A 22,850-nucleotide genomic window follows, 5' to 3' on the forward strand; every position below is an offset into this window, starting at 1 on the left:
GTGACACAAAAAAACAGCGTTCGAAATTTTGAACGCTGTTTTATATTATTTAGTAGGTAATTCTTAGTTTACTGAGTCACTTAAACCAGCACCTGCTTTAAACTTAACAACGTTTTTAGCAGCAATTTTAATTTCTTTACCAGTTTGAGGGTTTCTACCAGTTCTTGCAGCTCTGTTTGATACTGACCAAGTTCCCCATCCTACTAAAGCAACTTTATCACCTTTCTTTAAAGATTTAGTTACATTAGAAGTTAATGAATCTAAAGCAGCTTTAGCTGCAGCTTTAGAGATTCCTGCGTCAGCAGCCATTGCGTCGATTAAATCTGACTTGTTCATAATTTTAATAGATTTTAAAAATTAATTAATATTTTTTGCTAAATAGCTTAACAAATATAGATTTAATGGGATATTGCGCAAGTTTTGACCTGAAAAAATAACGATTTTGTTAATAAATAGGTGTTTTTTGTTAATAACCGTCTTTAAAATCTCTTTAAAATAAATAAAAGCACGTAAATAAAGGGCTACAGCGCTTTTGCGTTTTCACTAAATTGAAATCCGTTTAATAAACTTGCAGCATCCATCTTTTTCTTACCAGAAAGTTTAATTTCATTTATAACAAGGTAACCATCTTTAACAGCGACTTTTAACTCTTTTTTACTAGTTATGATTTTTCCAGGTTCTAAATGATGATTTTCAAATTCTTTTGAAACTCCGTAAATTTTAGCAGAAATTTCATCATCATCATTATTAATATTCGTCCATGCTGCTGGATATGGATTTAAACCACGGATATGATTGTAAATGTCATTTAATGACTTAGACCAATCTATTTTACAGTTATGAGGATATAATTTTGGAGCTGACTTTTCTTCTAAATCGGGTTGTTTAGTAGTCTTTACATTTCCTTTTTCGATTAAATCGATAGTTTGAGAAACTAAACCAGCTCCCAAATACATTAATTTGTCATGTAGCTCGCCAACAATTTCATCTTCTTTTACTTCTATTTCTTTTTGAAGAATGATTTCACCTGTATCAATTTTATCATCAATAAAAAATGTGGTTACACCTGTTTTTGTTTCTCCGTTAATTATTGCCCAGTTAATTGGAGCAGCACCACGATATTCTGGCAGGAGGGAAGCGTGTAAATTAAAAGTACCATATTTAGGCATTGCCCAAACTAATTTTGGTAACATTCTAAAAGCCACTATAATTTGTAAATCGGCGTTCCATTTTTTTAAATCAGCAAGAAAATCTTCGTTCTTTAAGTTTTTTGGCTGTAGAATAGGCAAGTTTTGAGATAAAGCATATTCTTTTACAGCTGATTGATGAAGCTTACGTCCGCGACCAGCAGGTTTATCAACTGCAGTAATTACACCAACAACATTATAATCATTCTCAACTAAGTGTTTTAAAATGGTAACTGCGAAATCTGGAGTTCCCATAAAAACGATACGTAAATCTTTCATCTATCTCAAAAAATATTTATTGTAATTACTCAATCCGATTTTTTCTTCGGAAAGTAAGTTGCGCAAATTTATTAAAATGTCTGCTTCTTTAAAGGATAATTGTTCATAGATTTCTTTTGAAGAAAGTGCTGATTTATCTTGTAAAAGTTCTATAATTTCTGAACTAATATTTTTAACGGTTGATTTTTTCTGTAAACATACATCACAAATACCGCATTTTTTTGGTGATTTTTCTCCGAAGTAGTTTAAAAGTTGAACACTTCTACAAACATCATTATTTTCTATAAAACGGATTAATTCTTCTGTTTTTTGATATTTCAGTTTTAAATACACGTCTATATTCTTAGAAATTCTATTGATGGTTTTATCATCTTCTCTAGGATGTAAAAAGTACAATTCTGAATTATTGGTAGCTTTATGGTACTCAATTAAATTATCTTCTTGTAATTTTTCCAAAATTTCAATAACTGTCCAAGAGGTTATTCCAGCTTTTTTAGCAAGGTAAAACTCATCAATTTTTACAGCTTGTTCGAACAAGCCACCATACATTCTTAATAAGGAATTGAGAAATGTTTTTTTGGTAGGATATTTATTTGCATAACGCAAAATTTGCGCGCTATTTACTAGAAATTGAATAGTAGATTTTTGATGGAAATCATTATTAAGTTGAATGATTCCGTTACTGTGTAAAATTTGAAGTCCGTTAAATGTTTTACTAGGAATAAAATTATACTTATTACAAAACGCTAAAAAATTAAAGTCAAAGCCCTCCTCAATGAGTTCTCCTTTGGCAATTTGAAAATGTTGATATAGTTTTTTATGAATTTGCTTAATTTCCTCTATATCGGGAAGCGATTTTTGTTGAATTTCTCTAGTAGTTGCAATATCTCCGTTATTGGTTAAAACGACCGAGAAAGCTTTATTTCCGTCTCTACCACCACGACCAGCTTCTTGTATATAGTTTTCAATAGAACTTGGTAAATTTAAGTGAATAACTACACGCACATTTGGCTTATCTATTCCCATACCAAAAGCATTCGTAGCAACGATAATAGGAGTTTTCTCATTCATCCAATCGTCAAAAGCTATTTTTTTTTCTATGGATGATAAACCACCGTGGTAAAAACCACTTTTAAATCCGTTAGCGTTTAAGTAAGTACTAATTTCTTTGGTTTTATTGCGGGTATTTACATAAACAATTGCAGGAGCTTTTGTTTTGGTAAAAATTTGTTTGAGTTTATATAGTTTATCTTCTGTAAAATAAATTTGGTAGGCTAAGTTCTCTCTACTAAACAATTTTTTAAAGACAGTAACATCATCTAATTTTAAATAGTTAGCGATATCGGTAACCACTTTGGGTGTAGCTGTTGCGGTTAAAGCAATAATATTAACCTTAGGTTGTAATTCTTTTAAAATGCTTATTTGTTGGTAAGACGGACGAAAATCATGCCCCCATTCAGAAATACAATGTGCTTCATCAATAGCAATTAAAGAAACGTTGAGTTGACTAATTTTATCTTGAATAAATTTAGATTGTAACCTTTCTGGCGATAGGTATAAAAATTTATAGTTTCCAAAACGTAAATTATCAAACAAGGTAATCATTTCATCCTGAGAACTTCCAGAAGGAATCGTCATGGCTTTAATATCTTTGTTTGTAAGGTTTGTAACCTGATCTTGCATTAAAGCAATTAAGGGTGATATAACTATACAAACCCCCTCTTTTAGAAGAGCTGGTATTTGAAAGCAAATAGATTTTCCTCCACCGGTTGGTAACAAAGCGATAACATTATTGCCTTGTAAAACAGAAGAAATTATTTCTTCTTGAGGTTCTTTAAATGAATTAAAACCCCAATATGTTTTTAGTATGTTTTGTGGAGTTAACATCGTTTTACAACGAGTTCAAAATAAAATCACATCGTTCATCTATTGCTCCAAAAGGAACTTGAATAATATGGTAACCCAACTCAGTGTATGCATGATTTAAATGATGACTAATTTCAACAGATTGTTCGAAGGTTTCGTATCGTTCATTATCTGAAGTATAAATTTCTTTCCAAGGTAAAAATTGAAAGATCTTGGTATATTTATAAAATCTACTTTTTTCAAGAAAAATAGAAGGAAATTCTGTATTAAAATAACGCATGTAAGCATGAACGCTTGGTATACCACGATCAAAAAAGATAAGGTCTGTGTTCATTTTTTCAGCATCTAGATATTGCTTTTCCCTACCCAATAGCAGTTTTTCGCTAAACAATAAGGGGTGTGTTAAAAATAGTTGATCGATACCATCTTTTTGGGCTTGTAGCGTAACTTCTCTAGAAATTTCAGGCATACACGTATGGCCCAATTTTTGAAATTCGCTAAGTACAGTAGATTTACCTGTTCCAGGTCCACCAATAAAAACAATTTTTTGTTGCATGCTGCAAAAATAAAAGTTTCAATTTATAAATATAATAAATAGTGTAATTTTGTCTTCCATTCATTTTTAGGCACAGTTTCTGATTATTTTAGACATCAGAATTAGAATATTAAAGAAGATTATGTTAGATAGAGAAGCATTTTATATCAAATTAAAAGCACAGTTAGAAGACACTACGAAGTTTCCAGCCGATTATTTATATAAGTTTATTGTTCCTTCAGATGAAAATCAGGCGGAAGAAGTACAGGATTTATTTAATAAAGGTGGTGCAATTATTAATACTAAAAAGTCAAAAACAGGAAAATATGTCAGTGTTTCTGTTCGTTTAAAAGTTAAAAGTGCAGATGAAGTGATTGAATACTACCAACAAGCCGAAAAAATTAAAGGAATAATTTCACTATAAATTACATGAAAAAATTAAAGGTAACAATTTTATTATTGTTTATAAGTGTATCTAATTTTGCACAAGAAAAGGATATTTTATTTTCGTTAAACGGAGAACCAGTTTCAGTTTCTGAATTTAAAAGAGTTTATGAGAAAAATCTCGATTTAGTTGATGATGAGGCTAAAAATATTGATAAAAATTTAGAACTATATATTAATTATAAGTTAAAAGTTCAAGAAGCATATACTTTGCGCTTAGATACTTCTAAAACCTATCAAAGAGAATTAAAAATGTATAAAGAGCAATTAATTGCTCCGTATTTACAAGACAAAAATTTTCAAAAAAAGCAAATACAGGAAGCTTACAAAAGAACAAAAGAAGAAGTAAGAGCAAGTCATATTTTGATTCTTTTCCCTAAAAAGAAAGACAAATTAGATACTATTGAAATGCTTACTAAACTAGAGGATGCTCGTATGCGTATACTAAATGGAGAAGACTTTGGAAAAGTAGCTAAAGAAGTTTCAGAAGATCCGTCTGCAAAAATTAATGGGGGAGATTTAGGTTTTTTCTCTGCATTTAAAATGGTATACCCTTTTGAAGAGGCTGCATACAAAACTGAATTAGGACAAGTTTCAAAACCTTTTAAAACACGTTTCGGATATCATATCTTAAAAGTAACAGCTAAAAGAAAATCGAAAGGAGAATTTGAAGTTGCTCATATTTTAGCGACTGATAAATCTATAATAGGTAAGGTAAAAATTGATTCTGCTTATCAACAATTAGAAAAAGGAAAATCTTTTGAAGAAGTAGTAAAGTTATTTTCGGATGATAAAGGAACTTCAAATAAAGGAGGAAGGTTAGCAAAGTTTGGAACTGGAAGTATGGTAGAACCATTTGAAAATGAAGTTTTACAATTACAAAACGAAGGAGACTATAGCAAACCTTTTAGAACTCGATATGGTTGGCATATTGTAAAATTAATAAAAAATTATCCTGTTCTTCCTTTTGATGATGTTAAAGAAGAATTAATAAGAAAAGTTAAGAGTAGTGGACGAGGTACTTTTTCTACCGATGTTGTAGTAAATCGATTAAAGAAAGAATATTCTATAAAAGAAAATGAAGAAGTTTTAACTAACATTTTGAAAGGAAAGGATTTATTTAACGATCAAGTTGATTTGGTAACCATAAATGAAAAGAAGTTAGCTGTAAAAGATTTTAATGCATTTTCAAAATATAGAAAGAGAACACCAATTAAGCAATTGTACAAAGAATTTTTAGATCAAGAAATCCTTAATTATTTTAAAGAAAATTTAGAAAAGACAAGTACTGATTTTAAATACACACTTCAAGAATATAAAGATGGTTTGTTGTTGTTTGATTTAATGCAACAAAAAATATGGAATAAGTCAGTAACCGACACATTAGGGTTAAAAAAATACTTTGAAACTCATAAAAATAATTATAAAGAAGCTTCTTTAAATACAATAAAAGGAGAAGTAACTAATGATTACCAAAAGGATTTAGATAATAATTGGATAAAAGAATTAAGAAAAAATAATGTTGTGAAAATCAGAAAAAAAGTACTTAAAAAATTTAAAAAAATATATAATCAATAATTTTGAAGAAAATAATTTTAGGTGTTTCTGTGCTACTTTTTGTTTCGTGTGAATATTTAACTGTTCAGACGAAAAAGGATACGCATGAAGAACCTGTTATAGCGTCGGTAGGAGAAGTAAATTTATATAAATCTGATATAAATAATATTATTCCGTATGGAATATCTAAACAAGACAGTACCGTTTTGGTAAAAAGTTATATCAATTCTTGGGCAAAACAACAGTTGTTATTACAAAAAGCAGAAGAAAATATATCAGAAGTAAACAGTAATGAAATTGATGTTTTAGTTAAAAAATACCGTGAGAGCTTATATATAAATGGTTATAAAGAGCGATTGGTAAAACAACAATTAGATACTATTGTAACTGAAGATGAAGTCGTAAATTACTATAATCAAAATAAAGAAAACTTTAAGTTAAATGAAGAGCTTCTGCAAATTAAGTTTATTTATTTCGGAAAAGATTTTCTGGATAAAAAAGAAGCGATTAAAAAATTTAAATCTGTTAAAGAAGAAGATTTAGAAGATTTAGAGAATTTAACCATTAATTTTAAAGATTATCATTTAAGAGATTCCACATGGATTACTTATGATGATGTTTTAAAAAAAATACCTCCATTTAGAGCAGAACCTAAAGAAAAACTGTTAAAAATATCAAAATTCATACAAAAAGAAGATAGTTTAGGAGTATATTTGGTCGCTGTAAAAGAAGTTTTAAAGAGAAATGATATAGCGCCTTTAAGTTATATAGAAAGTAACATAAAACAACTCATTTTACATAAACGGAAGTTAGAATTAATTAGAGAGATAGAAAAAACGTTAATTAACGATGCAATTAAAAACAATAACTTTAAAGAATATTAGTCTTTTATCAACCTTATTATTAGGTGCAATTTTTACAGTAAACGCACAACAAATAAAGATAGATGGTGTAGCAGTAGTAGTAGGTAAAAATATTGTATTAGATTCTGATATCGATAAATTTAAACAAGAAATAGAATTACGTAGCGAAGGAAAAGTTAAGGTTTCTGACTGTGAAATGTTAGAGGAATTAATGCAGCAAAAGTTATTAGCACATCATGCAGTAGTTGATAGTGTAACGGTTACACAAGCAGAAGTTGATTCAAAAGTAAACAGAAGTATTCAGTATTTTACTCAAGAATATGGTAGCACAGATAAAGTTGTAGCTGCTTATGGGTTTAATGATATTGAAGATTTAAAGAAAGAGCTAAGTAGGGTGCAAAAAGAAAATTTACTTAGAGAAAAGGAAGAAGCTAAAATTACAGAGAAAGTAGATATTACTCCAGAAGAAGTACGTTTGTATTATAATGGATTAAAAGATAAAAACGAATTACCAGAGTTTCCTGCTGAGGTAGAATTAGCACAAATTGTTTTACATGCTGAATCTACTCCAGAAGAAAAAGAAAGAATTATAAACAAGCTTTCAGAGATTAAAAAAGAAGTAGAAGAAGGAGCTAGCTTTAAATTAAAAGCGATTATTAACTCAGATGATTCATCAGTGGCTCAAAATGGAGGAAACATGGGGGTTTTAAATAAAAATAGTGGATTTATTAAAGAATTTAAAGAGGTTGCTTTCTCCTTAGATGAAGGACAGATTTCCGAACCTTTTGAAACAGATTTTGGATACCATATTATTTTACTTCATAAAATAAAAGGTAATGGTCGTGAAGTATCACACATCTTGTTACAACCTGAAATTACTGATGAAAAACTGAAGAAAACAAAAGAAGAATTAGAGAAGTTAACCAAAGAAATTTCAGAAAATAAAATTACCTTTGAAGAAGCAGTTAAAAAATATTCTGAAGATAAGGATACAAAGAATAATGGTGGATTGATTATCAATCCATATACAGGAGAATCTACATTAGATTTAACAAGAATGGATCCTGCTTTATACGGTAGAATTAACGAATTACAAACGGGTGATTTATCTGATATTTTTTATGATGAAACTAGAGAAGGAGAGAAGATGTATAAGGTTATATTAATGAAGAATAGAACCAATACTCATACTGCGGACTTAGTTGAAGATTATGTTAAAGTTCAACAATTAGCATTAATTAAAAAGAAAGAAGAGACGATTATAAAATGGTCTAAAGATAAAATACAAGAAACTTATATTAAGTTGGGAGAAGATTATAAGAAGTGTGCTTTTAAAGCAGACTGGAAAAAAGAAGATAAATAATCTTAGTTAAATAAATAAAAAATCCCGCATTGGCGGGATTTTTTATTGTAATAATATTACTATTTTAGCTAAAAAGATTTCGTTCTTAGGAAGAAATTCTAAAGCCCAAAATTTAAATTGTACTAAACTATGTCAGACGTTACTGCGGTTAATAATCTCGTTCAAAAATATTCACAATTACAACAAGAAATAGGAAAAGTAATTATCGGTCAGAAAGAAGCAGTAAATTTTACATTATTATCTATTTTTTGTGGAGGGCATTCTTTGTTAATAGGAGTGCCAGGTTTGGCAAAAACATTATTAGTAAATACGATTTCAAGTGCTTTAGGTCTTAATTTTAAAAGAATCCAGTTTACTCCAGATTTAATGCCATCGGATATTTTAGGAAGTGAGATTTTAGATGAAAATAGACACTTTAAATTTATAAAAGGACCAATTTTCTCTAATATTATTCTTGCAGATGAAATTAATCGTACACCACCAAAAACGCAAGCAGCTTTATTAGAAGCAATGCAAGAACGTTCGGTTACCGTATCGGGGCATCATTATAAACTAGATTTACCTTTTTTTGTATTAGCAACACAAAACCCAATAGAACAAGAAGGAACCTATCCGTTGCCAGAAGCGCAGTTAGATCGTTTTATGTTTTCAATTAATTTAGAATACCCAACGTTTGAAGAAGAAGTAGAAGTAGTAAAAAATACAACATCAATCACCCAACAAACAGTAACTTCTTTATTTTCTGCAGAAGAAATTATTGAAGTTCAAAAATTGATTCGTAAAATCCCTGTAGCTGACAATGTTGTAGAATACGCAGTTAAGTTAGTTGGTAAAACAAGACCTAATTCTGAACAAGCAGCCGATTTAGTAAAAAAATATATTGATTGGGGTGCAGGGCCTCGTGCTTCTCAAAATTTAATTCTTGCTGCGAAAGCATATGCTGCTGTTAAAGGAAAATTTTCACCAGATATAGAGGATGTTCAAGCAGTTACTGTACCAATTTTATCTCATAGAATTGTTAAGAATTACAAGGCAGAGGCAGAAAATATTTCTATAAAAGAAATCATTACTTCCTTGTTTTAATTAGTTTTTACTTATAAGAATGTTTTAAACATTATAGTAATTGATACTAACTTTTATAATTGTTACAATACCAATTAATAAAATTAAAATTAATGAAAGTTGTTTAAACTTTTCTTGAGGAATATAATGTAATATTTTTTTTCCGATGTATGTTCCAATAAAACCTATAACTATTAAAAAAGGAAGGTATGTTAGTTCTGTTTTACCGATGTAGCCATTTTTATAATAAACAAAGGTTCTTGTAAAATCGATTGAAAAATCAATGAAAGCGGAGGTAGCAATAAAGACACTTTTTTCTAAGTTAAAAGCCGCCATAGTTAAACCTCTGATTGCTCCACCTGTTCCTAATAAGCCTGCCGAAAAACCAGATAATACTCCACCTGTTACAGCATTGTTTCTATTGGGTTTTATGATTAAATTTTTCTTGTAAAGGAATAAAATACTTAAAATAACAAGAAATAAACCTAATGTGATTTCTAACAAATTTGATTGAATAATTTTAGAAAGAAAACCACCTATTATTACAAATAAAACCGACGGTAAACCTATTTGTAATAATAGTTTCTTGTCTAATCCTTTTTTAAAGAGAAATATTTTACTCAAATTGCTAGATAAATGAAAAATGGCTGTTAATCCTAATACAGAGTAAAAATTGAAGTAAAAACTACCAAGAGGTACAAAAAACACTGAGGAACCAAACCCGCCTATAGTTCCTATAATTTCAGCGAGTAAGGCTAAGAGTAAAAAGAAATAATTGATTTTCAAAATTAGATTCGTTTTAAGGTATATCTATTGCTTTTGGTATAATAATTTTTTTTAAGTGAATTAAATTAGCCTAAAAATAACGATAAAATAAGGGGAAGGGAGTTATTTAGTTTCAAAAAAACTGAATACATTCCCTCCATAGCGTTTATCATAGCTGTAATTAGGATGTGAAGTTAAATTGGTGTGCTTTGAGTGTTCAATAATTAAAATTCCTTCTTCGTTTAAAAGATTTCTTTCAAAAACTAAATCAGCAATTTTTAAAAACTGACTTTCTTCAAAATCATATGGTGGATCTGCAAAAATAATATCATTTTTTAAAGGTGTTTTTTCTAAAAATTTATAGACATCACTTTTAAATGTATTAATGTTTAAATCAAGATCTTTTGCAGTTTGATTGATAAATTTTATACATCCGAAGTTTGCATCTACCGCATGAATAGTTTCTGTGCCACGAGAAGCAAATTCATAACTTATGTTTCCGGTACCTGCAAATAAATCTAATACTGAAATGGCATCAAAATAAAAAGAGTTATTTAAAATATTAAATAATGATTCTTTTGCTAAGTCTGTTGTTGGACGAACAGGTAAGTTTTTTGGTGCAGTTATTTTTCTGCTTTTATGTTTTCCTGAGATGATACGCATTACGAAACTAGTATATAATTTGAATGTTTAGAAAAATCATCGGAATTATTAAAAAAATCAGATGATGTATTTATAAAGGTAATATTACGAATGTAGTCGTAGGTAATTTTATGAAAATCAGATTCTTCTTCGATAGCTCCTAAAAAAGTAAGTGTAAATTCATCTGGATTCATTTCCAATTGTTCGGCCACAAACAAAATATAATAAATAAAGTCTTCTTTAGAGTTAAAGGGGAAAGAATTATAAAATATTAATTTGTTTCCTTGGGTAATAACAATATCAATATTCTTATGATAGACATGAACAAAAAAATGTTTATTTATTTCATCTCTGGAATATTGAAGTAACTTATCAATTAAAATAGAAGAATGATGTTTAAACTCAAACTCGCCAAAATTTTGAAACAAATAATTATTAATGTTTACAAAAGGAATATAAATATTTTTAGCTTCAATATTTTGTAATTCATCATATACAATATGATCGTTTACTAATGTTTTAATGTTGTAGTTTAAATATGATTTTAATTGAGTTTCGTCAAAAAAATCATCAGGAACAATAGTAGAAAGATTATTTTGATGGATAACACTTATTTCATCAAAGTCTTGCTGAAGATCTTTATCCTGAGCAAATATTACTAATATTTCATTTAGTAATAATTCAGGAGTAGGCATAGAAACATCAAAAGAATATTCTGTAAAAGAAATGGGTTCTTTTGAAGGAATATCTGAAATACAAAAAGAAAATCCATCCAAACTAAATTGGATGGATAGACTTTTATGTTGCGATTGTACGCTTGTATGTTTATTCTTTCTTAGCAACTGCGTCAGCTTTATCGTAAGATGGAGGCCAGTTACCACCCGTAGTTACTTCTTCTAACGAACCAACAGATACAAATGCTCCTTTAATTTGGTCACTTTCTACAGCTTCTAATTCTTGTTTAACCAAAGATTTATTCATTCCTGTTAAAATAGATTCTTTATCAACTTTAGCTTGAAAAACAGGTACCATTAAACCAGCAACTTTTTCTACTTGTCCTGTTTCAATTGTAAATTCTTTATCAGTACCAGGTACTTTAAACATATCTTCAAAGTTTTTACCTTCAAAATATTTCATTGCAGGCTCAAAACCAGTTGTGTCAACCTTTCTTACTGAGATAGTTTTTGTTAAACCACCACCAATTTGAATTACTTTATCAACATTATTAGTTTGAGTAATTGCTAATGAATCGTTTTCAATAAAGCTAATTAAAGCGCTTTTATTTTTTGTATATACTCCTTTTGCTTGGTGATATTTTATTTCAGCATCACGAATCAACTTTAAATTTTCAATAACTTTAGCATAGCGTACTTTTTTGTCTTTGTTAAAATTTATTGGCTCCATAATACCGCCATAAATTAAATATGCTAAATAAGCTGTAGCCGCTAATAATAATATAGAGATTAACCATCTCATTTTTAATGGTATAAACTTAACGATTAAATAAGCTAAAAGAACTGCAACTACAACAGCTGCTAAAATCATTAATAATAAATTCATTTTTATAGTTTTTAATGTATGATACTCGCAAATCTACAATTTTTTTTCAATGATGAAAACAAATATTTATAAATACACTTATCTTTGATGCTTACTTTGAAAAATGTTGAAAACCGCCTCAGAATTTTATAAGGAAATACTTCAAAAATTTCCATACGAACCCACCCAAAAACAAAATGAGTTATTGAATGAGCTTACTCGGTTTATTTTTGATAACAATAATCAGGCCTTATTTTTATTAAAAGGATATGCAGGTACCGGTAAAACGACTATTATTAGTACTGTAGTTCATAATTTATGGAAAGTAGGTAAAAAAGCTGTTTTATTAGCGCCTACTGGTCGTGCAGCAAAAGTTATTTCTGGGTATTCACAAAGACAGGCATTTACCATTCATAAAAAAATATATTTTCCGAAGAAACAAGGAAATGGAGGTGTAAGTTTTGTAATGCAACCTAATAAGCATACCGATACTATTTTTATTGTTGATGAAGCCTCTATGATTTCAGATCAAACTCAAAATGCAAAATTGTTTGAAAATGGTTCTTTATTAGACGATTTAATTTCTTATGTGTATTCAGGTAAAAATTGCAAAATTGTTTTTATAGGAGATACAGCCCAGTTACCACCCGTAAAATTGAATGTGAGTCCTGCTTTAGAAGCCGATACACTTTCTTTTCATTATAATAAGGATATTACTGAAATCGAATTAGATGAAGTTGTTAGACAAGAAGAAGGTTCGGGTATTTTAGCCAATGCAACCGATTTGCGATTACTAATTCAAAATGATATACCAGATTTTAAGTTTGATGTAAAATATCCAGATATTGTTCGTTTGCAAGACGGTTATGATATACAAAATGCAATTACTTCTGCGTATGATGGTGAAATTGGAGTAGAAGATACAGCGATTATTGTGCGTTCAAATAAAAGAGCAAATCAATACAATCAACAGATAAGAGGGAAGATTCGCGGACAAGAAAACGAGATTTCTACGGGTGATTATGTAATGGTGGTAAAGAACAATTATTTCTGGTTAAAAGATTCATCTTCTGCAGGTTTTATTGCCAATGGAGATATTTGTGAGGTAATGCGTATTAATGCTATTAAAGATTTGTACGGATTTAAGTTTGCTGAAGTTGAAGTACGTATGATCGATTATCCAGATATGAAGCCCTTTGAAACGGTTTTGTTACTAGATACTTTAACCAGTGAAACACCTGCGTTAACGTATGAAGATAGTAATCGATTATATGAAGCTGTAAAAGAAGATTTTGCGGATGAAAAATCGAAGTATAAGCAATTTATGAGTATTAAAAAGAATAAATATTTTAATGCACTACAGGTAAAATTCTCCTATGCAATGACTTGTCATAAATCTCAAGGTGGGCAATGGAAAACGGTTTTTATAGAGCAACCTTATTTGCCAGATGGATCGAGTGTAGAATATTTACGTTGGTTGTACACTGCTATTACGCGTGCGCAAGAAAAGTTGTATTTATTAGGATTTAAAGACGAATCTTTTGTTGATTAAATTGTACTTAAAAAATCAATTTAAAGAAACCAAATTTTAAATTTTCTTTAACCATTTAAAAAGTTAAATAAATTACATTTGTTTGACTACAAACTCAAAAAAATGAATCAAAAACTAGTTGCTGTAATCACATTTTTGTTGATTACAGTATCAATATTCGCCCAAAAACCTCAAAAATTAACTTCTAATCAGATCTACGAAAAAGTTCAAAAACTGAATTTTTTAGGAACTGCCTTATACATAGCGGCGCATCCAGATGATGAAAACACACGTTTAATTGCCTATTTAGCGAATAAGGTACATGCAAGAACAGGGTATTTATCGTTAACACGTGGTGATGGAGGTCAGAATTTAATTGGTCCGGAAATGCGAGAATTATTAGGGGTAATTCGTACACAAGAATTATTAGCAGCAAGAGGTGTTGATGGCGGAGAACAATTATTTTCTCGTGCTAATGACTTCGGATATTCAAAACATCCAGATGAAACGTTGGAAATCTGGCAAAAAGATAAGGTATTGTCTGATGTAATTTGGGCAATTCGTACCTTTAAACCCGATGTAGTTATCAATCGATTTAATCATAGAACTCCAGGAACTACGCATGGACATCATACTTCATCGGCAATGTTAAGTGTAGAGGCTTTTGATTTAGCAAATGATAAAACTAAATATCCAGAACAGCTTAATCTTACCAGTACATGGCAACCTAAGAGATTGTTTTTTAATACGTCTTGGTGGTTTTATGGAAGCGAAGAGAAATTTGAAAAAGCTGATAAAAGCAACATGTTAAACTTTGATATTGGTGTGTATTATCCGTTAAAAGGAGTATCGAATAACGAATTAGCATCCATAGCAAGTAGCCAACATTTATGTCAAGGATTCGGACGTCTATCTACTCGAGGTAGCCAAACCGAATACGTTGAGTTTTTAAAAGGGGATTTTCCGAAAGACAAAAAAGATATTTTTTCAGGAATTAATACGACATGGAATAGAGTAGAAGGTGGTGGAGAAATTGGTGATATTTTATATGAAGTTGAAAAGAAGTTTGATTTTGTAAATCCGTCGAAACACTTACCCGAGTTAATGAAAGCTTACGAATTGGTTCAGGATTTAAAAGATGAGCACTGGAAAGGGATAAAAACAAAAGAATTAAAAGAAATTATTGAAGCCTGTGCAGGTTTATATTTAGAAGCTTCAGCAGAAAGTTCGACTGCAACTTCAAATTCATTTGTTCAAATAGATTTCGAGGTATTGAATAGAAGTTCGGTTTCAATGGAACTGAACACGGTTAAATTTCTTCCAGAGAACAAAATATTAGAAAAGAACATCGATTTAGTTCCTAATCAAAAACAAAGTTTTAAAGAAACATATACCATTCAAAATACCGATTATTCTTCTCCGTATTGGTTAAATAAACCATGGGATTTAGGAATGTATAAAGTGGAAGATCAAAAATTAATTGGTAAACCAGAAACACCAAGACCATTACAGGTTCTGTTTGATTTGATGATTGAAGATCAGCCAATTTCAATAACTAAAAACGTGGTTCGTCGTTATGCTGAGCGTGATAAAGGTGAGATTTACGAACCGTTTGAAGTGTTGCCAAAAGTTACCACAAAACTTAAAAATAAAGTTGTAATTTTTTCTTCGGAAGCTTCGCGAAAGGTTTCGGTAGAAGTTCGCTCGGGAGCTAAAAATGTAAACGGAACTGTAGCATTACAAGTTCCTGAAGGTTGGAAAGTTTCACCAGAAAATATTCAGTTTAGTATTGAGCAAAAAGGAGACAAAAAAACAATTGACTTTACTGTAACGCCGTCAAAAAATAAATCTGAAGGAATTATTAAAGCTATTGCTAGTTCAGAAGGAAAAAACTACGATAAAGAATTGGTTGAGATTAATTACAATCACATTCCAAAACAATCGGTTTTACTAGCTTCTGAAGCAAAAGTGGTGCGTTTAGATATTAAAAAGAATGGAAGTTCTATTGGGTATATTCAAGGATCGGGAGATGCTATTCCAGAAAGTTTACGTCAAATAGGATATAAAGTAACCGAAATTCTTCCGCAGGAAATAAATGAAAAGAGTTTAAAGCAGTTTGATGCGGTTGTGTTGGGGATTAGAGCTTACAATACTAAAAAAGAATTGCAATTCAAACAAAAACACTTATTAGAGTACGTAAAAAATGGCGGAAACCTGATCGTACAATACAATACTAACAGAGGAGTAGATGTAAAAGCTCCGTTTGAGTTGCACATGTCTCGCGACAGAGTAACCGATGAAAATGCTAAAGTAACCTTGTTAGCTAAAGAACATTCTGTTTTAAATTACCCAAATACAATTACCGAAGCAGATTTTAATGGTTGGGTACAAGAACGTGGATTGTATTTTCCTGATAAGTGGGGGCAAGAATTCATTCCAATTTTATCCATGAACGATAAGAACGAAACACCCAAACAAGGTAGTTTGTTAGTTGCTAAATACGGAAAAGGAAACTATGTGTATACCGGTTTAAGCTTTTTTAGAGAGTTACCCGCAGGTGTACCCGGAGCGTATAAGCTATTTGCTAATTTGTTATCAGTGAAAAGTGATGATTAAGTTAAGTTATTTCTAATCTCATCATACACAAAACAATAATAATCATGAAATCTTGGGAGTAGTATATTCTCGAGATTTTTTGTGTTTAAAAGTGTGTTTAAGTCAAATAATTGTAATGCTGCAACCTCTTCTTCTTGTATGATAAGTTTATTGATAGGAGTGGTTAATTCAGCAACAAAAACATGGTGGAATTCATTATCAATAATTCCGTTTGGGTGGTTAACCATGTGTTTACGTGTGCCAATTTTAATCAACTCATTAGTTGAAATTTGAAATCCGATTTCTTCTTTAATTTCTCTAGTGGCAGAGACTAAAATATCTTCACCAGCAGTTACATGACCTGCAACCGAAATATCCCACAAACCGGGAAATACTTTTTTAGTCAAAGCACGTTGTTGCAATAAAACTTTTTCTTCTTTGGTATACAACCAAACATGAACGGTGGGATGAAAATATCCGTATTTATGAGCAACCGATTTTAAAGCAGTTTTACCGGTGTAATTACCAAATTCATCAACAATGTCTATTAATTCATCCATTATACGTTAAAATCCATTCTTTTGGGTATTCGTTTTCGCTTTCTGCATACACTGTAAACCCGTTTTGCTCATAAAAATAGCGTAAGTTTTCTTCTTCAATGGTTAACCAATATTTTTGGTTTGGATGTTCATTTTTAAGAAGTGTAAGAAAATTACTTGCGTATCCTTTATTTCTGTGATTTTCTCTTACCCAAACATAACCTAAATATAAGTAACCTTTTTCAAATAAGGTGGCATTGTCTTTTTCAAATTGGGTAGCAAAGGGTGGCATTTTACTAAATAAAATACCACCACCTATAAGTTCATTGTTTAAAAACAAACCGTATATGTTTGAAGACGAAGCGTGTTGTTGCCAAACAGGAGTTATTAATTCTTTCCATTCCTCAGAAAGAATATTAAAATATTTTTTAGAGTCTGTGAGTTCTTTTATAGTAGTCCCCATGCCCATAATTTATCGGAATCTTCCTGCCAACGATCGCCAATATCTGTTCGGTAATAACTGTTGTTAATAATGATATTATTTATTCTGTTTTGCATCATTCGCTGTGCATCTTTCATGGTTACACCAGTACCTGTTACTAATAAAGCAATACCAATATTTCCTGTAATTAACCATTCAGAATTTACTTTTTTAAGATGGATGGGATGAACACCTTCTTTCATTTCTTTTTTAAACAAAACAACAGAGTCTTTTGAAAAGAGCTCAAAACTTTTTTTGTCATTAAAAGGAAAAGGAGGTACTACCATATAAGCACCAATTTGGAATCCTTTTTTAGTATTGATCGTGAAATTTTGACCTGTTACAATCTTATAAAATAAATGACCAAGAGGTTCCGTAATTCCATCTCTTTGTATATAAATTTGAGGATACCCAAAACGAGAAGTAAACTCTAAAGGATAAATTCCGTTACCATTTACAATACAGTTAATATCTATATGACCTATAAAATTTTCTTTTGCTAAAGTAGGTTCAAACTTTTTTAAAGTAGCATCGTAAATTGGTGAATTTTTAGCCCAAAACATACTCGTTCCCATTTCACCTGTAGAGACCCCTAATTCTTTAGGAAAGAATTTTTTGTGCTCAAAAGTAATGTTATAAGGTTGAATAAAGTTTTTACCATTAAAAAAAGCAGAGACAGCAATTTCAACCCCTTTTACTTTACGTTGTAATTGAAAAGTACCAAAATTATCTCCCCAAGATTTTTCGTAGGCTTTTAGCATTCGTATTACATCTAGCCCTTCATCATCATTCCCAACAAACAACAATTGTTTTAAATCTTGAGTTTCGCCACAAGGTTTTACTACATACGCATCAGGATTTTTTTGAACATAATCAATCGCATCCTTAAAATTAGTAAATTCTTTAGACGGTAAAATTTTAATTTTATGTTTTTTTAATTCTTGCTGACCGAAATGCCTGTCTAGTTCTAATAAGTCGGTGTATTCTGAGTTACCAAAAACCAGTTTTCCTTCTTTTCTTAGATCATCACATATTTTTCCGTAGCCTGTGTAATCGAAAATAATGATGGTTGCCCAGTCGATATGCTTCTTCCAATCACTTACCTTAGGAACAAAACCATATCCGATTTCTCGAGAAGATTTGTCTTCGACATGCATTTTAACAGCATGTCCTTCTTCTTTAATTGCTTGGGCAACATCTAATGATTCTCCCCATTTAGAAACAAACAAAAAATTATATTTTTCATTTGTAGTTTGGTCTTTTCTTGTTTTAGAAAGAGTTGTCATAGACCAAATAGAAGTGTAATTTCATTTTTAAATTAATATAAAATTTTTATCAAAATTACTAAATAAACGAATGCAAAAACATTTTATAAATAAAAAAAATCCTGTTTTTAAACAGGATTTTTAAGTTTAATTAAAATACGAAAAAGTTTCTCCGTCTTTTATATTTAACAAGGTTTCGTAAATCATTTTAATTACGTTTTCTACATCATCTCGGTGTACCATTTCTACTGTGGTATGCATATAACGAAGTGGTAGAGAGATTAATGCTGAAGCTACACCACCATTACTATAGGCAAAAGCATCGGTATCCGTTCCTGTCGCTCTAGATAAAGCAGAACGTTGGAAAGGTATTTTTTTAGCTTCGGCTGTTTCTGTGATTAAATCACGTAGTTTTTGTTGTACAGCTGGGGCATATGCAATTACTGGCCCTTTACCCAATTCTAGAAGACCTTGCTTCTTTTTATCGATCATTGGGGTAGTGGTATCGTGAGTAACATCGGTAACAATAGCCACATTTGGTTTAATGGTTTGTGTTATCATTTCTGCACCACGTAAACCAATTTCTTCTTGAACAGAGTTGGTAATATACAATCCGAAAGGAAGTGTTTTTTTATTTTCATGTAATAAACGTGCTACTTCTGCAATCATAAATCCCCCCATGCGATTATCTAATGCACGACACACAAATTTATCTCCATTTAAAATATGAAATTCATCTGGATACGTAATTACACAACCTACATGGATGTCTAATTTTTCAACTTCCTCTTTAGTAGCACAACCAACATCAATAAAAATATTGTCAGGTTTTGGCGCTTCTTCTTTAGCTTTATTACGTGTATGAATTGCTGGCCAACCAAAAACACCTTTTACAATTCCGTTTTTAGTATGAATGTTTACAATTTTACTTGGTGCAATTTGATGATCACTTCCTCCGTTACGGATAACATAGATTAATCCGTCATCAGAAATATAATTTACATACCATGAAATTTCATCAGCATGCCCTTCTATAACAACTTTGTATTTTGCTTTCGGATTAATAACTCCAACAGCAGAACCGTATGTATCTGTGATAAACTCATCTACATAAGGTTTCAGGTAATCCATCCAAATTTTTTGACCTTCCCACTCATAACCTGTAGGAGCCGCATTATTTAAATATTTTTCTAAAAAAGTAATTGACTTTTTATTTAAGATTGATTTATTTTTAGCCATAATTATTTATGCGTTGTTACGCTTTTCTTTTTTTTAACTTCCTTTTCATCTTTTTTCTTAGTATCACTTCCCCAGAAACTTCTACTTTCAATAAATTCTTCTTGCTCTTTAAGTTGTTCTGGAGTTAATACCTTTAAAAACGAAGGATGTTGTTCGATTGCAAATTCAATTTTTTCAACAATACTACTCACATCTTCATTTTCATAATCAATATCTAAAGGTTCTTTAATTACCATCGACTGTAAAACGTTACGTTTTTTGATCATTAATCCTTTTTTATCAAAAGAGCGTCTAAAACCATCAATAACAATAGGTACTACCATAGGTTTGTATGTTTTAATGATATGTGCAGTTCCTCTTCGAATAGGCTTAAAAGGAGTGGTAGTTCCTTGTGGGAATGTAATTACCCATCCATCATCTAAAGCTTTACCAATATTTGAGATATCAGACATTTTTACCTGTCTGTTTACATCCTTTCCTTCACTTCTCCAAGTTCTTTCTACAGATACTGAGCCAGCATAGGCAAAAATACGAGGTAATAAACCAGAACGCATGGTTTCGCCCGCAGCGACGAAATAAATATTTAGTTTTGGTTTCCATAGATAACCAACGTTTCTAATATTATCATCACGTCCTTTTAAAGAAGCGTTAAAAACATGAAACATAGCAGCGACATCTGCAAAGTACGTTTGATGATTAGAAATAAATAAAATATTTTTTGATGGTAATTGACGTAAAATCTCTGAACCTTCAATTTGTAAATCATTAAATTTACGATATCTTCCATGAGATATTATACCCAAAAATTGAATGAGTAATCGTTTTAAAAATAATATATGTCCGAAAGGATTCCTTTTAAATAAAGGCATAAAAAATGTGATTAGGTAAAAACAAAAATACAAAAGATTTTTAATGAATATCTTTAAGTAAATCTTTAATTTCAGAAAGCATCATTGCAGTTGCTCCCCAAACAATATAATTATTAAATGTAAAACACGGAACCTCAATTTTTTTCATGTAAGAAGTTTCCATTTCTACTAATGATAAATTAGTGTCATCTATTAAATCTGTTGCCAACACTTCAATTAATTTAGCAACCTCATTATTAGGCTTAAAAATAGGTCTTTGTTCTGTAATACCTAAAAAAGGAGTAACTATAAAATTACTAGGAGGTATGTACGTTTCGGATAACTGCCTTATAATTTTTACAGAAGAACGAGCAATACCAATTTCTTCATGAGTTTCACGCAAAGCAGTTTCCTTTAAATTTGTGTCAGATTTTTCAATTTTACCACCCGGAAAACTAATTTGAGATGAATGTGCACCGTTATAACTAGCTCTTTCGGTAAGTATGAATCTCGTTTCATTATATTCATCAGGATAAAATAAGGCTAATACGGCAGCTTTTCTAGGGTTACTATTTTTAATTTTTTCTTCAGAAATTTTTATACGTAATTCAGGAACAAGTTTAAATTGAGATATTCTTCCACCCAATTGATTGACTTTTAAATGGTCTATTTTGTTTGTAAAATCTTTAAAATTCATTTAATAAAAAATGTTTTAACAAATTTATTAATTTAAAAAGTAACAATTTATTTTTTGGCGTGAATTTTGATTTTTACTAAATTGTAATAAAAAATACAGAATGAATACAGAAAATAAATACAAAAAATTAGCGTTGAGTTTGGTTTTTGATGCTATAGGTTACATTTCCTTTATTGTACCAGGAGTAGGAGAGTTTTTAGATTTAGTTTGGGCACCAGCTTCTGCTTATTTAATGACAAAGATGTACAAAGGAAAAAAGGGAAAAATAGCTGCGGCAGTTTCTTTTATTGAAGAAATTGCACCAGGCCTAGATGTAATTCCTACTTTTACTATTATGTGGTTATATACCTATGTTTTTAGTACTAGAACTGTTGAAAAAACAATAGATGTGTAAAAGAAATTAAAACAAAAAGAAGAGCTCGTTTTGCGAGCTTTTTTATTTTTTAAATATAAATCCAAGTCCTAATCTACTTAAAAATTTCTTTTCAAATTCCCAAAAGAATTTAAATTGACCAAATAGCCAACCAACAATAGGTAATGTTGTTTGATAAATAGGAAAAATTAATAATATTCTTAAAGGGTAATAAATCCACGGGTTTAATGTTTCTGAAGACAGTCCTAAGAAAGCAGTAACAGGTTTAGCAACCCAAGCAGAAAAAGAACCATTTATAGCAAAAACTAATAGAATAGCAACAACATCCCAGTTGTTTTTTATTCCCCAACGTTGTTTTAATTTTTCCATTTGTCAAAAGTATTGAAAAGAAAAAGGTCAAACAACAATGTTTGACCTTTTTATATAGTTAAATAAAGAAGAATTATTTTTTTCCAAAAAGACCACCTAGTAAGCCACCAAGTATACCTCCTTTTTTAGAACCACTATTTAAAACCATTCCTGCTACATCATCAATAATGCTACCATCTCCGTCAGCATCTAAAATTTTTTCTAAAAAGCTTTGGTTTTGAGGAGCTGAATTTCCACCTAGTAAACCACCTAGCAAACCACCTAAGTCGCCTGCGTTACTAACACCGTTTTGACGAGATTGTTTACCCAATACTCCCATTAAAATCGGAGCTGCAACTTTTAATATATTTCCAACAGATCCAGCATCGATACCAGATTTTTGACTTAAAACTTGTTCTACACCTTGTTGTTTGTTTCCTAAAACGTGTCCTAAAATTTTACCACCATCAGCAATAACATCAGAATTTACACCGCCACCAAATAAATCACCAAGATTATCTAAAATACCTCCATCGTGTTTACTTAATGCACCCATTAAACCTTCAGCTCCTTGTGGTGTAGCAGCATTACGTTCCATTGCTTTCATTAAAACAGGTAACGCCATAGTTAAAAGACCACTCGTTTTATTAGTGTCTTGACCTGTAGAACCAGCCACACCATTAATAATTGTTTTACCGATAGGGCTGTTTAATAAGTCTAAAATTCCTTCCATTTTTCTATTTTTAAGATTAATTTAATTTTTACACATTATGTGTGACACAAGATACAAAATTAAGTCACATTTTAGACTCGATTTTTATTTCTTGAAACA

General features: G+C 30.4%; 24 protein-coding genes. 8 read left to right on the forward strand and 16 right to left on the reverse strand.

Annotated elements, in window-relative coordinates; translation table 11 throughout:
* Positions 1–63 precede the first annotated feature (63 nt).
* From C7447_RS05525 to C7447_RS05535, 4 genes are all read right to left on the reverse strand, one after another.
* Positions 64–336, reverse strand: coding sequence for an HU family DNA-binding protein (locus C7447_RS05525; RefSeq protein WP_148869526.1), 273 nt, complete (start codon positions 334–336; stop codon positions 64–66).
* A 185-nt stretch (positions 337–521) separates the two neighbouring features.
* A complete protein-coding gene (gene fmt / locus C7447_RS14895) occupies positions 522–1,466 on the reverse strand; it encodes a methionyl-tRNA formyltransferase (RefSeq protein ID WP_211354898.1) in 945 nt (314 codons plus the stop codon).
* Positions 1,467–3,353 (reverse strand): RecQ family ATP-dependent DNA helicase, encoded by a 1,887-nt coding sequence (locus tag C7447_RS05530; RefSeq protein WP_211354899.1) that lies wholly within the window; start codon positions 3,351–3,353, stop codon positions 1,467–1,469.
* Between the two features lie 4 nt (positions 3,354–3,357).
* Positions 3,358–3,888: an AAA family ATPase gene (locus tag C7447_RS05535; protein ID WP_148869527.1), complete on the reverse strand. Its 531-nt coding sequence runs from the start codon at positions 3,886–3,888 to the stop codon at positions 3,358–3,360.
* A gap of 121 nt (positions 3,889–4,009) precedes the next feature.
* Between C7447_RS05535 and C7447_RS05540 the strand changes: the two genes are divergently transcribed.
* From C7447_RS05540 to C7447_RS05560, 5 genes are all read left to right on the forward strand, one after another.
* Entirely contained in the window at positions 4,010–4,291 is a 282-nt protein-coding gene (locus tag C7447_RS05540; RefSeq protein WP_148869528.1) for a DUF493 family protein, read from the forward strand.
* Between the two features lie 5 nt (positions 4,292–4,296).
* Entirely contained in the window at positions 4,297–5,889 is a 1,593-nt protein-coding gene (locus C7447_RS05545; RefSeq protein WP_148869529.1) for a peptidylprolyl isomerase, read from the forward strand.
* Between the two features lie 2 nt (positions 5,890–5,891).
* Positions 5,892–6,752 (forward strand): peptidylprolyl isomerase, encoded by an 861-nt coding sequence (locus C7447_RS05550; RefSeq protein WP_148869530.1) that lies wholly within the window; start codon positions 5,892–5,894, stop codon positions 6,750–6,752.
* Positions 6,718–8,094 carry a peptidylprolyl isomerase gene (locus C7447_RS05555; RefSeq protein WP_148869531.1) on the forward strand — a complete coding sequence of 459 codons (1,377 nt, stop codon included), beginning with the start codon at positions 6,718–6,720 and terminating at the stop codon, positions 8,092–8,094. Before C7447_RS05550 ends, C7447_RS05555 begins: the two co-directional genes overlap by 35 nt.
* Before the next feature lie 129 nt (positions 8,095–8,223).
* Positions 8,224–9,177 carry an AAA family ATPase gene (locus C7447_RS05560; RefSeq protein ID WP_148869532.1) on the forward strand — a complete coding sequence of 318 codons (954 nt, stop codon included), beginning with the start codon at positions 8,224–8,226 and terminating at the stop codon, positions 9,175–9,177.
* 24 nt (positions 9,178–9,201) lie between these two features.
* On the opposite strand, the gene C7447_RS05565 is transcribed toward C7447_RS05560, so the two are convergent.
* The 4 genes from C7447_RS05565 to C7447_RS05580 form a co-directional block, all read right to left on the reverse strand.
* On the reverse strand, positions 9,202–9,942 hold the full coding sequence (locus tag C7447_RS05565) for a sulfite exporter TauE/SafE family protein (RefSeq protein ID WP_148869533.1): 741 nt from the start codon (positions 9,940–9,942) through the stop codon (positions 9,202–9,204).
* 102 nt (positions 9,943–10,044) lie between these two features.
* Entirely contained in the window at positions 10,045–10,584 is a 540-nt protein-coding gene (locus C7447_RS05570; RefSeq protein ID WP_148869534.1) for an RsmD family RNA methyltransferase, read from the reverse strand.
* On the reverse strand, positions 10,584–11,405 hold the full coding sequence (locus C7447_RS05575) for a DUF3822 family protein (RefSeq protein ID WP_148869535.1): 822 nt from the start codon (positions 11,403–11,405) through the stop codon (positions 10,584–10,586). Before C7447_RS05575 ends, C7447_RS05570 begins: the two co-directional genes overlap by 1 nt.
* The gene (locus C7447_RS05580; RefSeq protein ID WP_148869536.1) at positions 11,389–12,123 is read right to left on the reverse strand and encodes a hypothetical protein; all 735 of its coding nucleotides are present in this window, start codon (positions 12,121–12,123) and stop codon (positions 11,389–11,391) included. Before C7447_RS05580 ends, C7447_RS05575 begins: the two co-directional genes overlap by 17 nt.
* 103 nt (positions 12,124–12,226) lie before the next feature.
* Here C7447_RS05580 and C7447_RS05585 point away from each other — a divergent pair, with 103 nt between their 5' ends.
* Both C7447_RS05585 and C7447_RS05590 read left to right on the forward strand, forming a co-directional pair.
* A complete protein-coding gene (locus C7447_RS05585; RefSeq protein WP_148869537.1) occupies positions 12,227–13,654 on the forward strand; it encodes an ATP-dependent DNA helicase in 1,428 nt (475 codons plus the stop codon).
* Positions 13,655–13,756: 102 nt separating this feature from the next.
* Complete coding sequence (locus C7447_RS05590) at positions 13,757–16,249, forward strand: PIG-L family deacetylase (RefSeq protein WP_148869538.1); 2,493 nt, start codon at positions 13,757–13,759, stop codon at positions 16,247–16,249.
* On the opposite strand, the gene C7447_RS05595 is transcribed toward C7447_RS05590, so the two are convergent.
* The 6 genes from C7447_RS05595 to C7447_RS05620 form a co-directional block, all read right to left on the reverse strand.
* On the reverse strand, positions 16,246–16,788 hold the full coding sequence (locus tag C7447_RS05595; RefSeq protein WP_148869539.1) for an NUDIX hydrolase: 543 nt from the start codon (positions 16,786–16,788) through the stop codon (positions 16,246–16,248). The two genes, C7447_RS05590 and C7447_RS05595, sit on opposite strands and share 4 nt — an antisense overlap.
* Positions 16,781–17,230 (reverse strand): GNAT family N-acetyltransferase, encoded by a 450-nt coding sequence (locus C7447_RS05600; protein ID WP_170245929.1) that lies wholly within the window; start codon positions 17,228–17,230, stop codon positions 16,781–16,783. The genes C7447_RS05595 and C7447_RS05600 overlap by 8 nt, the downstream gene beginning before the upstream one ends.
* The gene (locus tag C7447_RS05605) at positions 17,215–18,534 is read right to left on the reverse strand and encodes a phosphoribosylamine--glycine ligase (protein WP_148869541.1); all 1,320 of its coding nucleotides are present in this window, start codon (positions 18,532–18,534) and stop codon (positions 17,215–17,217) included. The genes C7447_RS05600 and C7447_RS05605 overlap by 16 nt, the downstream gene beginning before the upstream one ends.
* 126 nt (positions 18,535–18,660) lie before the next feature.
* A complete protein-coding gene (locus C7447_RS05610) occupies positions 18,661–19,752 on the reverse strand; it encodes a M42 family metallopeptidase (protein ID WP_148869542.1) in 1,092 nt (363 codons plus the stop codon).
* Positions 19,753–19,754: 2 nt separating this feature from the next.
* A complete protein-coding gene (locus tag C7447_RS05615) occupies positions 19,755–20,621 on the reverse strand; it encodes a lysophospholipid acyltransferase family protein (RefSeq protein WP_148869543.1) in 867 nt (288 codons plus the stop codon).
* Positions 20,622–20,661: 40 nt separating this feature from the next.
* Entirely contained in the window at positions 20,662–21,297 is a 636-nt protein-coding gene (locus C7447_RS05620) for an NUDIX hydrolase (protein WP_148869544.1), read from the reverse strand.
* A 100-nt stretch (positions 21,298–21,397) separates the two neighbouring features.
* Here C7447_RS05620 and C7447_RS05625 point away from each other — a divergent pair, with 100 nt between their 5' ends.
* On the forward strand, positions 21,398–21,691 hold the full coding sequence (locus tag C7447_RS05625) for a hypothetical protein (RefSeq protein ID WP_148869545.1): 294 nt from the start codon (positions 21,398–21,400) through the stop codon (positions 21,689–21,691).
* Positions 21,692–21,733: 42 nt separating this feature from the next.
* On the opposite strand, the gene C7447_RS05630 is transcribed toward C7447_RS05625, so the two are convergent.
* Together C7447_RS05630 and C7447_RS05635 are read right to left on the reverse strand one after the other, a co-directional pair.
* The gene (locus tag C7447_RS05630) at positions 21,734–22,039 is read right to left on the reverse strand and encodes a DUF6787 family protein (protein WP_148869546.1); all 306 of its coding nucleotides are present in this window, start codon (positions 22,037–22,039) and stop codon (positions 21,734–21,736) included.
* A 73-nt stretch (positions 22,040–22,112) separates the two neighbouring features.
* On the reverse strand, positions 22,113–22,751 hold the full coding sequence (locus C7447_RS05635) for a DUF937 domain-containing protein (RefSeq protein ID WP_148869547.1): 639 nt from the start codon (positions 22,749–22,751) through the stop codon (positions 22,113–22,115).
* Positions 22,752–22,850 lie beyond the last annotated feature (99 nt).

The organism is Tenacibaculum adriaticum (genome assembly GCF_008124875.1).
In the GTDB taxonomy this organism is placed as follows: domain Bacteria; phylum Bacteroidota; class Bacteroidia; order Flavobacteriales; family Flavobacteriaceae; genus Polaribacter; species Polaribacter adriaticus.

What these genes read in the sequence shown, in the direction of transcription:
- C7447_RS05560 (WP_148869532.1), top strand. Translation starts at nt 8,224, where the DNA reads ATGTCAGACGTTACTGCGGTTAATAATCTCGTTCAAAAATATTCACAA.
- C7447_RS05605 (WP_148869541.1), bottom strand. Translation starts at nt 18,534, where the DNA reads ATGACAACTCTTTCTAAAACAAGAAAAGACCAAACTACAAATGAAAAA.
- C7447_RS05630 (WP_148869546.1), bottom strand. Translation starts at nt 22,039, where the DNA reads ATGGAAAAATTAAAACAACGTTGGGGAATAAAAAACAACTGGGATGTT.
- C7447_RS05625 (WP_148869545.1), top strand. Translation starts at nt 21,398, where the DNA reads ATGAATACAGAAAATAAATACAAAAAATTAGCGTTGAGTTTGGTTTTT.
- C7447_RS05580 (WP_148869536.1), bottom strand. Translation starts at nt 12,123, where the DNA reads ATGAATTTATTATTAATGATTTTAGCAGCTGTTGTAGTTGCAGTTCTT.
- fmt (WP_211354898.1), bottom strand. Translation starts at nt 1,466, where the DNA reads ATGAAAGATTTACGTATCGTTTTTATGGGAACTCCAGATTTCGCAGTT.
- C7447_RS05585 (WP_148869537.1), top strand. Translation starts at nt 12,227, where the DNA reads ATGTTGAAAACCGCCTCAGAATTTTATAAGGAAATACTTCAAAAATTT.
- C7447_RS05545 (WP_148869529.1), top strand. Translation starts at nt 4,297, where the DNA reads ATGAAAAAATTAAAGGTAACAATTTTATTATTGTTTATAAGTGTATCT.
- C7447_RS05570 (WP_148869534.1), bottom strand. Translation starts at nt 10,584, where the DNA reads ATGCGTATCATCTCAGGAAAACATAAAAGCAGAAAAATAACTGCACCA.
- C7447_RS05635 (WP_148869547.1), bottom strand. Translation starts at nt 22,751, where the DNA reads ATGGAAGGAATTTTAGACTTATTAAACAGCCCTATCGGTAAAACAATT.
- C7447_RS05620 (WP_148869544.1), bottom strand. Translation starts at nt 21,297, where the DNA reads ATGAATTTTAAAGATTTTACAAACAAAATAGACCATTTAAAAGTCAAT.
- C7447_RS05540 (WP_148869528.1), top strand. Translation starts at nt 4,010, where the DNA reads ATGTTAGATAGAGAAGCATTTTATATCAAATTAAAAGCACAGTTAGAA.
- C7447_RS05610 (WP_148869542.1), bottom strand. Translation starts at nt 19,752, where the DNA reads ATGGCTAAAAATAAATCAATCTTAAATAAAAAGTCAATTACTTTTTTA.
- C7447_RS05555 (WP_148869531.1), top strand. Translation starts at nt 6,718, where the DNA reads ATGCAATTAAAAACAATAACTTTAAAGAATATTAGTCTTTTATCAACC.
- C7447_RS05600 (WP_170245929.1), bottom strand. Translation starts at nt 17,230, where the DNA reads ATGGGGACTACTATAAAAGAACTCACAGACTCTAAAAAATATTTTAAT.
- C7447_RS05535 (WP_148869527.1), bottom strand. Translation starts at nt 3,888, where the DNA reads ATGCAACAAAAAATTGTTTTTATTGGTGGACCTGGAACAGGTAAATCT.
- C7447_RS05530 (WP_211354899.1), bottom strand. Translation starts at nt 3,353, where the DNA reads ATGTTAACTCCACAAAACATACTAAAAACATATTGGGGTTTTAATTCA.
- C7447_RS05595 (WP_148869539.1), bottom strand. Translation starts at nt 16,788, where the DNA reads ATGGATGAATTAATAGACATTGTTGATGAATTTGGTAATTACACCGGT.
- C7447_RS05615 (WP_148869543.1), bottom strand. Translation starts at nt 20,621, where the DNA reads ATGCCTTTATTTAAAAGGAATCCTTTCGGACATATATTATTTTTAAAA.
- C7447_RS05525 (WP_148869526.1), bottom strand. Translation starts at nt 336, where the DNA reads ATGAACAAGTCAGATTTAATCGACGCAATGGCTGCTGACGCAGGAATC.
- C7447_RS05590 (WP_148869538.1), top strand. Translation starts at nt 13,757, where the DNA reads ATGAATCAAAAACTAGTTGCTGTAATCACATTTTTGTTGATTACAGTA.